General features: G+C 49.1%; 10 protein-coding genes. 7 read left to right on the top strand and 3 right to left on the bottom strand.

Translation table 11 applies throughout. The features are described from left to right. The first annotated feature begins 23 nt into the window (after window positions 1-23). The 6 genes from SYN6312_RS01450 (at window position 24) to SYN6312_RS01425 (ending at window position 8,611) form a co-directional block, all read left to right on the top strand. On the top strand, window positions 24-2,561 hold the full coding sequence (locus SYN6312_RS01450) for a TonB-dependent siderophore receptor (protein ID WP_015123084.1): 2,538 nt from the start codon (window positions 24-26) through the stop codon (window positions 2,559-2,561). A 23-nt stretch (window positions 2,562-2,584) separates the two neighbouring features. Continuing rightward, window positions 2,585-3,697 (top strand): PepSY domain-containing protein, encoded by a 1,113-nt coding sequence (locus SYN6312_RS01445; protein WP_015123083.1) that lies wholly within the window; start codon window positions 2,585-2,587, stop codon window positions 3,695-3,697. 288 nt (window positions 3,698-3,985) lie between these two features. Next, entirely contained in the window at window positions 3,986-5,140 is a 1,155-nt protein-coding gene (locus tag SYN6312_RS01440) for a glycosyltransferase (protein ID WP_015123082.1), read from the top strand. Window positions 5,141-5,325: 185 nt separating this feature from the next. Then, window positions 5,326-7,092 carry a hypothetical protein gene (locus tag SYN6312_RS01435; RefSeq protein ID WP_015123081.1) on the top strand — a complete coding sequence of 589 codons (1,767 nt, stop codon included), beginning with the start codon at window positions 5,326-5,328 and terminating at the stop codon, window positions 7,090-7,092. A gap of 110 nt (window positions 7,093-7,202) precedes the next feature. Continuing rightward, complete coding sequence (locus SYN6312_RS01430) at window positions 7,203-7,598, top strand: hypothetical protein (protein WP_015123080.1); 396 nt, start codon at window positions 7,203-7,205, stop codon at window positions 7,596-7,598. Window positions 7,599-7,639: 41 nt separating this feature from the next. Further along, window positions 7,640-8,611 (top strand): stage II sporulation protein M, encoded by a 972-nt coding sequence (locus SYN6312_RS01425; RefSeq protein ID WP_015123079.1) that lies wholly within the window; start codon window positions 7,640-7,642, stop codon window positions 8,609-8,611. A 27-nt stretch (window positions 8,612-8,638) separates the two neighbouring features. Here the strand turns inward: SYN6312_RS01425 and SYN6312_RS01420 are convergent, their stop codons facing one another. Continuing rightward, window positions 8,639-9,397 (bottom strand): ABC transporter ATP-binding protein, encoded by a 759-nt coding sequence (locus tag SYN6312_RS01420; protein WP_015123078.1) that lies wholly within the window; start codon window positions 9,395-9,397, stop codon window positions 8,639-8,641. 13 nt (window positions 9,398-9,410) lie between these two features. Beyond that, window positions 9,411-9,764: a YkgJ family cysteine cluster protein gene (locus SYN6312_RS01415; protein WP_015123077.1), complete on the bottom strand. Its 354-nt coding sequence runs from the start codon at window positions 9,762-9,764 to the stop codon at window positions 9,411-9,413. 71 nt (window positions 9,765-9,835) lie between these two features. Here SYN6312_RS01415 and psb30 point away from each other — a divergent pair, with 71 nt between their 5' ends. Next, window positions 9,836-9,955, top strand: coding sequence for a photosystem II reaction center protein Ycf12/Psb30 (psb30, locus tag SYN6312_RS01410; protein ID WP_015123076.1), 120 nt, complete (start codon window positions 9,836-9,838; stop codon window positions 9,953-9,955). Window positions 9,956-10,129: 174 nt separating this feature from the next. Here the strand turns inward: psb30 and pcrA are convergent, their stop codons facing one another. Beyond that, complete coding sequence (gene pcrA, locus SYN6312_RS01405) at window positions 10,130-12,484, bottom strand: DNA helicase PcrA (protein ID WP_015123075.1); 2,355 nt, start codon at window positions 12,482-12,484, stop codon at window positions 10,130-10,132. Window positions 12,485-12,529: the final 45 nt, after the last annotated feature.

Genomic DNA, 12,529 nt, shown 5'->3' with positions numbered 1-12,529 from the left:
GTTAATGTGTGAGGAGTTATTCGATGAAACTATTGCAAAAATTTCCTATTTTTTTATTGGCAGCGATTGCATTGCCCATTGATGCAGCAGTTGCCGATGAAAGCAAGCCAGCAAAAACGCTACAAGAATGGCTCCAGGCCCATGAGCAGTGGCAAGCCCAAACTCCGATTATTCCGTCCAATCAACTGGCCCAGGCCCCGGTTGGAGAAATCACAGGGGTTGAAGTTCAGCCCACAGAAACTGGGATTCAAATTCTCTTTACCCTGCCTGGAGGGGCGGATTTTCAAGTCATTACAGAGCAACAGGGAACCACTCTCACCGCGACGTTGCAAAATGCTCAATTAAATCTGCCTAATCAGACTAAGTTTCAACAAGCTGACCCAACCGCCACCATTGCCTCTGTGCAAGTCAAACCCGGCCCCGATAACACCGTCCAAGTCATTGTGATTGGCAAGAGCGGCACACCCACGGTTCAATTCCAGCAAGCGGAAGGGCAATTAGTAGCTGTCATTGGTTTAACGGCAACTCCTATTCCCACCCCCCAAACCGAACAAGTCCGCCCGACCCCAGCCCCAGATATTGCTCAAGATGGGATTGAAATTGTCGTCACAGCCGAGGGAAGCCAAGGATTTTTAGTTCCCAATACCTCCACCGCCACAGGTACAGATACCCCAATTCGAGATGTGCCTTTTTCTGTACAGGTAATTCCCCGCCAAGTCATTGAAGACCGCGCCATTATTCGGGTACAGGAAACCGCCGATAACGTCCCCGGGGTACAGTCAGCCGAGGGATATGGGGGCTTGCCCACGGGTGAGTTTTATGTGCGTGGCTTTCCTTCTACTGCCTATCGCGATGGCTTTCGGGATTTTGGCTTTCTTTCCCCGATTGATGTTGCCAATATTGAACGGATTGACTTCCTGAAAGGCCCAGCTTCGGCTCTCTTTGGCTTAAACGAACCGGGGGGAATTGTGAACATCATCAGCAAACCGCCCCTATTTCAACCTTATTACTCGCCTTCATTGGTTGTGGGCAGTTATGGATTGGTTCGCCCCACCTTAGATGTTTCTGGCCCCCTCGATCCTAATGGTAATAGTGCGTACCGACTGAATGCCGCCTTTGAGCGTGCTGACAGCTATGTTGACTATGTTGGCTCACAACGTTACTTCTTAGCTCCGGCTTTTACAACCAAAATCAATGAGCAAACAACTCTCAATTTTCAATCTTTTTATTTGAACAATAACTACACCTTTAATCGTGGCTTTTTGCCTGAACCAGAATACTTTCAAGTGCCAATTAGTCGTTTTTTGGGTGAGCCAGGAGATAATGCCACAATTAATAGTGGTGGGTTTAACGTTGCGGTTGAAAGCCAAATCTATGATGACTGGAAGCTGAAATTTGGTCTGAGCACGCTGCTTTCAGGTATTGACTCTGACTTTACTCAACCACGTAGATTGATCAACGGAGAAACTGTCACTAGATTCGGGACAACTCGTAATGAGCTATCTCAAAACTATACACTCCAATCTCAAGCGATTGGGAACTTAAAGACTGGCCCAATCTCTCATCAATTACTATTTGGACTCGATATTTTCCGCCAAAGCTATCAATATGATTTGGCTAATGTTCAAGCGACTTCGATCAATCTTTTTAATCCAGTTTATAACCGGGAACGCGGCGGACTGATCTTTGACCTCAATGAGCTATATGGCGTTAATAATGTCGGTCTTTATTTTCAAGATCAGATGACTCTCTTGGACAATCTTAAGTTGCTGGTTGGAGGACGGTTTGATATTTCTAACACATTTTATCGAGATCTCGCCAATGATTTGACCTACAATGACTCCAATGTTTCTGCCTTTACCCCGCGGGTCGGGATTGTCTATCAGCCCGTTGATCCCGTTTCATTGTATTTTAGTTATTCGACATCCTACAATCCGGCAATCTTTAGTGTTAGTCAATCCGGTCAACCTTTCGATCCTGAATATGGCCAGCAGTTTGAGGTTGGGGTTAAAGGAGAGATTATTCCCAACCAGCTAGCTGCAACCTTGGCATTTTATGACATTAGCAAGCAAAATGTCTTGGTGACGGATCCCAACAACCCAGACTTTAGCATTCCCACAGGTGAACAGAAGAGTCAAGGGATAGAGTTCGACATCACCGGCCGGCCTTTACCCGGTTGGAATCTGATTCTTTCCTATGCCTATACCGATGCCTTTGTCAGTCAAGATACGACGATTCCGATTGGTTCTCGGTTATCCGGTGTTCCCTACAATCAGTTTGGCTTTTTTAGTACTTATGAGATTCAGGATGGCCCAATCAAAGGGTTGGGATTTGGTTTAGGACTTTACTATGTGGGTGATCGGGCTGTGTGTTTTGACTGTGATATTACATTGCCTAGTTATTTCCGAGTTGATCTGTCAACATTCTATCGGCGAGACAACTGGCAACTCACCTTGAATATTAAAAACTTGAATAATGTGGAATATTACAATACCCAAGGTTTTCTCATTTACCCACAGCCACCTTTAACGGTTTTGGGAACAGCAACCATTCGTTTTTAATGTCCTGATTTGAGGAATATCTAATGAATCGTAAAACAATTCGTCATTTCTTTTTCTATATCCATAGCACCCTAGGTCTGATTATTGGAATTTTGCTGTGTATTGCTGGCGTAACTGGCAGTATTCTCGTTTTCTGGCATGAGATAGATGAAGCCATTTTAACCCAGCGATTTGGCTCCTTGATCCCCAGCAATACCCCCATTTCCCTAACTAAAATTCAGCAATCCTTAGAGGCTCTGGGTGCGAGCAAAAACTTCTCCTTAGATGGTATTATCCCCAGTAGTAGTCCGACACAACCCTATGGGGCCTGGCTTGTGGATACAGCAGATCATTACTGGCAGGCCTGGATTAACCAATATACTGGAGAGATTTTAGGCATTCGGGAGTGGGAAACCAGTTGGGTTGGCCGAATTTATGACTTGCATTACAAACTATCAGCTGGCGAAACTGGGACAATTATTATGGGAGTTGTTTCTCTATTGACGGTCTTCATTGCAATCACTGGGCTTGTCCTCTGGCCGGGGTGGCATAAACTGATTGCTGGATTTCGGATTAAGTGGCGCTCCCATATTCGCCGTCGTAATTTTGATGTTCACAAAGTGGCGGGTATTGTTGCGGCTGTTTTCCTAATTCTGATTGGTTTTACCGGATTTGCCTGGAACATTCCCCAAGCTAAAGTCAACGATGCCATTTATGCCCTCACCTTCAGCCAAAAACCAGAGCCAGTTACTCTTTCAAGCCAACCCAATCAACAACCCTTGCCCCTTGATATTCTTGTCCAAAAAGCCAATGCTGTATTCCCAACCGCCAGAATTACATACTTAGGTTTTTCCACAGATGAGCCACTCAGAGTCAACCTTAAACAACCAGGGGAAAGCTCTAGTAATGGCCGTTCCAGAATTCAACTGAATCAATATACTGGAGAAATTCTCAATGTCCAAGATGGTTTAAACCCATCCACCGCCGAGGCAATTATCAATCAGTTTGGCCCCGTTCACTATGGCACGTTTGGCGGCATAATAACCCGAATTTTTTATGTGTTGATTGGGCTACTCCCTGTCATTCTGTTACTAACCGGATTCATTATGTTTTGGCATCGCCGTCATGTAAAAGCCCATCAGCCGCTGTCCACCTGATCGTCCTAATGAATTCCACAAGGCTTTTGCGGTTGGTTCTAGGGACTACTGTTTTGTCTGGCTCCCGTGATCAAGGCTTGAGCCATCTCAATCAATCCATTCACGGGTCTGTTTCAAAAGCAGATCATCCCACTTGAATTGACGGCCCCTAACCTTGACTGGGAGGATTGGCCTGCCCTTGTTCTACCCTAATTAAGGCTCAAGACTGATGCTAGTTATAGTGAATAAATACTGAGTGGTGGAGAAAATGGTGTCCATGACGGTGTTCGTTGTTGGGGGCTTTATCCTATGGTGAGCCTTGGCCTGGTAAGTTTGTCACTCTTGATTTGGCTAGTTTTACTTTTGGCCTGGGGAAACTTTTGGCGGGCAGATCAACAGCTAACGTCCCCCCCGTTAGTCCCCCCGGCCTGGCCAGCGATCACCGTGATTATTCCGGCCCGTAATGAAGCAGATGTGATTGCCACTTCCCTCACCTCATTGTTGAACCAAGATTATCCAGGGGCCTGGCAGATTGTCCTAGTGGATGATCAAAGCCAAGATGGAACCAGTCAGATTGCCCAGGCCACGGCCGCGACTCTCAATAAATCGGCTCAACTTAAAATTATGACTGGGACTCCCTTACCCCCAGGTTGGTCGGGAAAACTTTGGGCCTTAGAGCAGGGAATTAAAGCGGCCCAGGCCGGTCAACCCCAATACCTACTACTCACCGATGCGGATATTGCCCACAGTCCTACGAATTTACGGGAACTAGTTCAAAAAGCGACAACAGAACACCTAGCCCTTGTCTCCCTCATGGTGCAACTGCGCTGTCAAAGCTTTTGGGAGAAATTACTCATTCCCGCCTTTATCTTTTTCTTCCAGAAGCTTTATCCTTTTCCCTGGGTGAATAATCCGCAACGGAAAACGGCGGCGGCGGCCGGGGGCTGTATTTTGCTGGAGAACCAGGCCTTACAAGCAGTGGGGGGAATTGAAGTCATTCGCCAGGCCTTGATTGATGATTGCTCTTTGGCGGCGGCATTCAAACGCCAAGGCTATCGAATTTGGCTAGGTTTAAGTTCAACGACCCTTAGTTTACGCCCCTATCCAGATTTAGCCAGCATTTGGAATATGGTCGCCCGCACCGCCTATACACAATTGAACTATTCACCGTGGCTATTGGCAGGGACATTGGTGGGAATGACCTTGGTCTATTTGATCGCGCCGTTGGGGGTGATCTGGGGCCTGGTGACGGGAGATTGGCTGGTGCTGCTGCTGGCTCTGCTAACTTGGGTCTTGATGGCCATTGCCTATACGCCAACAATTCGTCTCTATCACCTCAGTTGGGTCTGGAGTTTGGCCTTACCAGGAATTGCCTTCTTATACAATTTGATGACCTTTGATTCAGCCCGACGGCATTGGCTCGGACAGGGCGGGGCCTGGAAGGGGAGAACTTACGATATCTAAAGACCCATTCCCCGATTCAGGCCAAGTTAGGTTAGGTACGGGTGGAGACAGAGTTGTTGGCCCAGCCATTTTGCATTGACCAGATTCCTTAGCCCTACTCTAGATCGGTACAATGGCCATGATTTCCTCAGACATTTGCCTGGTTTCAACTCTCTCTCAACTATCGCTAATCTCTTGAGTGCGGCATGGATCAACTCCGGCAAGTCAAAGACAAAGATCGCCAACTTGAGGCGGAATCGGGACGCGCTCAGTCATTGTCAAAACTGCCTTGGCGTTGGCCTTGGTATCGTTGGGGCCCTTGGGCGATACTGGTTGCTATAGGAATTGGCGGAATGTCTGGGGCCTGGTTATTGCGGCAACCTAATTCCCCTGGGAACTGTAGCTATGTCTTTTGGCCCTTTGCGTCCGCAGCATTTCGCCTCTATTGCGCCCAAGAAGCCGCTGATACCCAAACCTTGGAAGGGATTATTGAAGCCATTCACTTAGTCGATGTCCTCCCCGCCGATCATCCCCTGGCCCCGGAAATTAACCGCCGCCTCCAGGCCTGGTCAAGTCAAGCACTGGATTTAGCCGAAGCCAGTTTCCAGGCCGGAGAGTATGACCGAGCCGTTAAGTTTGCTCAGCAAATCTCCCCCCATGCCGCAGTCTATGCCCAAGTCCAATCACGCCTTGATCGTTGGCAAAGGATTTGGGAAAAAGGACAACGGATCTATAACCAGGCCGAAACTGCCCTCCGCAACTTGGACTGGCGAGAAGCCTTTTATATTTCCTTAAAGCTCATTGACGTAGATTGTCGCTATTGGTCGGATGTAAAAGCCACAGCCTTAGGGGAGCGGATTATTCAAGTCCAACGGGAAGATCGCAAATTGGGGGAAGCGCGGCGGTTAATGGCTCGGGGTGGACGGAAAAATCTGATTGCAGCCCTAGAAATCATCCAGCAGGTCAAACCCAACGGGGATATTTATCCAGGGGCCATGAAGCTGATCACCCAAATTAGTGAAGATTTAGTGACTCTCGCTGAAGACGCGCTCCACCAAGGTGACTACCAAGAAGCCCAGGCCGCGGCTCAGGCCATTTCCGTCAATATCCCCACCGCTTGGGGGCAGGCCCAGGAGTTGATTCGCCTCGCAACTGCGACTGAACTCGCTCAAATGGGGATGGGCGAAGATATTCCCACAGCCATCCAACAGGCCCGAGCCATACCTCGCTCCAGTCCTCTCCATGGCCTGGCCCAAATCTTAATTGAAGAATGGCAAAACGATCGGTACGTTCTCCAAACCCTGGCCCGGGCCCAACAGGTGGCTCAATCCGGCCGGCCCCCGGACTTAATAACTGCCAGTAACCTCCTGCAAACGGCCCCCCTTGGCAGTTCATTTCGACAATCACAGTTAGCAGCCCAACAACGAGAGTGGCGACTAGAGATTGAAACCCAACAGGATCAACCCATCTTGGATCAGGCCGAGGCCTTAGCTGGCTTGGGAACCCCCGCCGCCCTTCAACAAGCGATGATTCTCCTCCAACGGATTCGTCCCGGCCGTGCCCTCTATGCCCAAGCTCAAAACCGCCTGAAAGCCTGGCTGCCCCAACCTGTCCCAATTTCTCCACCACCGGCTCCAGAAGACCCCAGCCCGGCCTGGTTAGAACAAGCCCAAGCCCAAGCCCAACTCGCAACTCCCGCCGCCCTGGCCCTGGCCATTGAAACGGTGAACCAAGTCCCTCCCCAAAGCCCCCTTCGTTCCCAGGCCGATCAACTGTTGTTCCAATGGGGAAATCAAATTCTCCAATCCGCCGAAGACCTAGCCAGCCAGGATCTAGCCCAGGGGATTGAAACGGCCCAACTGATTCCGGCCAATCACCCCCTCTATGGCGCGGCCCAACGTCAGATCGAGGCCTGGCAACGCATCCTGACTCCTCCTCCAACGGTTCCCCTACCGGCCAATGGGGCTATTTAGAGTTTTCTTTCGATTCCTAGCTAAAATAATCACAGTGATCCATTGATTTTAAGCCGCCGATCAACCCGTTGTTTTTATCCCTGTACTCAACCTGAGGAACCCAAGCACCCATGGCCGCCACTGATCTCCCTGGGGAACAAAGCCTCTACAGCACCCTCTCGCCAATACTGATGCAAAACCTCCAGGTTCATCAAGCCCAGTACAATCTCCCTAGCCTGGATGCTGCCGTTATTCATATCCTTGAGCAGTATTTTGATGATGTGGTTGTTTTGGAGAATATTTCTGAACCGACTCTCCCAGAACCGATCAATGACTTAAATCAACGGATTACTTCTTTAGGGCGGGAATTAGTGAATATTCGCAACTCAGTTCCCCAAGAATATGATCGGCTCAGAGAACAGTTAGCCGCAGTGCGGTTAAGCCATTCCGGCCTCCTCCACAATCTCCGGGAGCGGATTGAGGTCATTGAGCGCACCTTGGGATTAGATGAGTCTTTGCCGGATTAGACTTTACTCGGTCAATTGCAGTTTGTATCGGAACTTTCTCTATGGATGTCCAACGTTGGCTAGTGCGGCAAGAGGTACATTGGGCAAGCCTGGAAAAACTGCTTCACCAGGCCGAGAAAAATGGGATTAAATCCTTATCAGCAGCGGACATTCGCCAACTCAGTAGTTTGTATCGTCTTGCCAGTGCGGATTTAGCGCGGGCCCAAACGCGGCAATTGGGACTTGGGGTGACGGACTACCTCCAAGATTTAGTGCGGCGGGGCTATAGTCAGGTCTATCAAGAACGGCAGCGGCAGGATGGGCAGGAGATTATTCGCTTTTATCAGCAGGGGTTTCCCAAAACCGTACAGGCCAGTTGGGCCTATATTTTGGCGGCTGTTTTGATTTTTGGCCTGGGGATTTATATGGGCTGGTGCTATACCTGGCAAGACCCGGCCTTTATGCAACTGGTCATCCCAGAACAGATTATTCGGCTTGTGCAAGAAGAGGGCAAACTCTGGATGGGGTCAATTGTCGGGGTTGAGCCATTGGCCTCAAGTCAAATTATGACCAATAACATTAGTGTCACCTTGAGTGCCTTGGCCGGGGGGATTTTAGCGGGCCTGGGAACCCTCTTCATTCTTTGGTATAACGGCCTGCATATTGGCGCAATTGCGACTCTGGTGGGCCAACATAATCTGGCCTATCCCTTCTGGGCCTTTGTTTTTCCTCACGGAGCTTTGGAGTTACCGGCCATCTTTTTGTCGGGGGCGGCGGGTTTACTCTTGGGCCAGGCCTTGATTTTTCCGGGTCGTCGTTCTCGATTACTGGCTCTCAAGGAACAGGGGCAATTGGCGGCTCAGTTGATGTTTGGCGTGATCCCGATGCTGATCATCGCTGGCCTGATTGAGGGCTTTTTCTCTCCAAATCCAGCAATTCCCGATGGACTCAAGTATCTGGTAGGGACAATTCTCTTAGGGGCGTTATTGCTTTACTGCTTTTGGCCTCTGCCCAAATCGGCCTCTGCCCCCTAGGTGTTCTTGAAGATATCCTTTTGACCATCAATGCCAAGCGGTGTCCATGCTGTGGGGGTCGAGATGATCATTTAAGACCAGGCCATCCCGAAACCAGACAACGCGTTGGGTTGCCCGAGCCACCTCAATTTCGTGAGTCACCATCACCACCGTAATCCCAGCGGCGTTGAGATCCCCAAAGATACTCAGAATTTCTTGGGTGGTTTGACTATCGAGTGCGCCTGTGGGTTCATCAGCCAAAATTAACAGGGGTTCATTGACAATGGCTCGGGCAATGGCTACCCGCTGTTGTTGTCCACCGGACAGTTGATTCGGTTTGTTTTGGAGACGATGTCCTAAGCCAACTTTTTCTAAGGCCTGAATCGCCCGCTCACGCCGTTCTGCCGGGGGAACCTGGGCATAAATCATCGGCAAAATTACATTGTCTAAAGCACTGGCCTGGGGGAGAAGATGGAACTGCTGAAAGACAAAGCCAATTTTCCGGTTGCGGACATGGGCCAGTTCTGTATCGGACATTTGGGCGACATCCTCCCCATCTAGGTAGTAATAGCCACTACTGGGTCGATCCAGGCAACCAATAATGTTCATCATCGTGGATTTTCCCGATCCAGAGGCTCCCATAATGGCGCAATATTCTCCCGTGTTGATGGTGAGGTTAACGCCATTGAGGGCCCGCACTTCAGCTTCGCCAGTCCCATAGACTTTGGCAATGTTTTCGAGGCGGATTAAAGACTGCCTTTCCCTCGGCAAGGTCGTTTCTGGCAGGGGGGCGGGGCTGGTTTGCATGGGGATGACTCCTCTAGGCTGCTAAGATTTCCCGTTCATATTTCAGGCTTTCGAGGCTTTGTTCTCCGTATTCATCGGCAATAAAGTCCCGGCAACAATCAATGGCAAAGTCGTTAAATTCTGCAGCTGTGACTTGGTAAAGTTCCGTAAATAGCTCTGGGGAGACGCGACAAAAACGGGGGCGATTTTCATAGATTTTACATTTGCGAGTTTGGGAGTCGTAGTGAATGCACCAGCCAGTCTGACTAACCAGGCCCAGGTATTGATGCCATTCTTCTGGGCTGAGATAGTCTTGCACATCCGCCCGCTCCTCTGGATCCAGGTAACAGCAGGCCCCACAGCCTGACATACATCGCCACGTTGCCATTAATTATCTCCAGGCCACCCTTGCTTTAGAATAATGATTATTTGCACTGCCGCTGTACCTTTGGAGCATCTATGGGATTCTTAAGCAACATCAACTTTGAAGTCATCGCCCAACTCACCATGATTGGGATGATTGCCATAGCTGGGCCTGTGGTGATTTTTCTCTTGGCTGCCCGGCGTGGAAACCTGTAATACTTCTTCACATATTTTACATATTAAGCCAAAACCAGGTTCTCTGAGTCTTTGGGATTAAAAATTAAACTAGCCTGACCTCCTATTAACTCTGAGCTATCAATGCTTTTAGCGTAGGAGGTATTACGGTTTTAATAAATCTTGACAAGCAGTGGCGAGGGGACAGCTGTATTACTAGGATTCTCTAACCTGTAATCGAGTGACTTGCGGATCAATGACCTTCTGCCCCAGACCGGGGAAGCGAATCGCTAAGGATAACTTGGGGCCGGAACCAAAAATATGGGTCACTTGTCCCTCCCCAAAGGCGGGATGAATAATGGTTTGACCGACTGTCCAAGGTTGGGGGAAACTTGAGCGACTAGGAACGGGTATCCCTTTGGGGGCGGCTTTAAGGTTTATGGTTTTTGGGCCAGGTGTTGTGCGGCGGAGTTTGCGAACCGAACCTGTCAACAACTCGGCGGGTAACTCACTCAGGAATTGGGACGGAATGGTGGATTCCCGTTGACCGTAAAGCCGACGTTCCTGGGCCTGGCAAAGGAAGAGTTGTTCTTGGGCCCGGGTAACTCCGACATAGCACAGCCGCCGTTCTTCCTCTAGGGCCAAAGGGTCATTGAGAGAGCGATGATTGGGAAATAGCCCCTGCTCCAGGCCAACTAAAAACACAGTTGGAAATTCCAGTCCCTTCGAGGAATGGAGCGTCATGAGGGAAACAGCCGATTGTCCTTCCTCAAGATTGTCCAAGTCAGAAGCAAGAGCTGCACTCGCTAAAAACGCTTCCAGGCCCGTTTCATCTCCTTCTTCCTCAAATTGCAAGGCAGCACTGACCAGTTCTGAGATGTTTTGGAGGCGGTCTAAGGCTTCATCAGTCCCTTGGTTTTCTAAATCTCGGCGATAGCCCGATTGCTCAATCACCAGTTGCACCATTTCTGAGGCTTTTTTCTGGGGCACTAGGGCCTGGAGAGTTTGAATCATCCCGACAAAATCTATAATCGCTTTACTGGCCCGCCCCGCTAGCGTTTGTACTGAGGTTTTATCTACCAGTAACTCCCACAGGGGCATATTCAATTCCTGGGCGGCCTGACTGAGGCGGTCTAGGGTGGTTTTGCCAATACTGCGGCGGGGAACATTGATAATTCGTTTCAGGCCAACCGTATCACTAGGGTTAATCAGTAGCCGTAGATAAGCAAGAACATCTTTAATTTCTTTGCGGTCATAAAATCTTAAGCCGCCCACAACGGTATAGGGAATCCGGGCCCGGACTAGGGCTTCTTCAATCGGGCGGGACTGGGCATTGGTGCGGTAGAGGACAGCAAATTGTCCCCAGTTAGGTTCAAGGCAGCGGCTCCCTAGGTGATAAATCTGTTGGGTAACAAATTCCGCCTCCTGAATTTCATCCTCGGCCTGGTGACAGAAAATCGCTTCTCCCTCTGGACGGGTGGCTTTCAGGACTTTATCAATCCGTTCCGTGTTGTTTTCAATTAGGGCATTGGCGGCAGTAATAATATTGGCAACGGAGCGATAGTTTTCCTCCAGTTTCACCATCGTGCGGGTGTCATCATCGGGCAAGCCATCGCCAAAGTCCTGCTGGAAGTTCATCAGGATTGTAAAATCAGCACAACGAAAGGAATAAATGGACTGATCCACATCCCCCACCACAAACACCGAACGATTTTGCCAACTATTAAACGTTTCGGTAGATTCGCCATTGGTGACTAAGAGTCGAATTAAATCATATTGGGTGCGGTTCGTATCTTGATATTCATCCACTAAAATATGACCAAACTGTTGGTGCCAATAGGCTAGAACCTGTTCATTTTGTTGAAATAGCTGGACTAAAACCCAAATCAAATCATCAAAATCCAGGGCATTGTTGGCTGCCAAATGCTCTTGATAATGATTGTAAACTTCGGCAATGACCCGCCCCTGGTAGCCAGATTGTTGCTGTTCCAGTTCTGCGGGGGTCAAACCTTGATTTTTGGCATTACTAATTTTGTAGCGGACTGAGCGGGGATCAAATTTCTTATCATCCAGATTGAGTTTAACCGTAATAATTTCCTTAATCAGACTCTGGACATCGGACTCATCAAAAATCGTAAAATTCCGTTGCCATTTCCGCCCTTGACTATCCTGATATTTCTCAATTTCCAAACGTAAAATCCGAGCACATAAACTGTGAAAGGTTCCAACCCAAAGGGGCTTAATTAAACTCCGATAGACTTGGGAGCGCACCCGTTTTTGCTCAACATCCCCCAAATCATCCCAGGCCCGGTTGTATTTTTCTAAGGCAGCTTGCTGAGCAAAGAGCTTTTCAATTCGCTCTTTCATTTCTTTGGCGGCCTTGTTGGTAAAGGTGACTGCCAAAATATTTTCTGGGTTAATCCGATGTTCTTGAACTAAATGGGCAATCCGAAAGGTCAAGGTGCGGGTTTTCCCAGAGCCAGCCCCAGCCACCACCAACAACGGCCCACAAAAATGCTGCACGGCCTGGCGTTGGGAGGGGTTAAGACCAGCAAGAAAGTCACGAGACATAGAGCAGCGGGGCCTGGAAATGAACATTTACCTATTGTAGAAGGT

The organism is Synechococcus sp. PCC 6312 (genome assembly GCF_000316685.1).
GTDB lineage: Bacteria > Cyanobacteriota > Cyanobacteriia > Thermosynechococcales > Thermosynechococcaceae > Pseudocalidococcus.
Note: the sequence above shows the minus strand (reverse complement) of the source record. Positions and strands in the feature narration are given on the sequence as shown.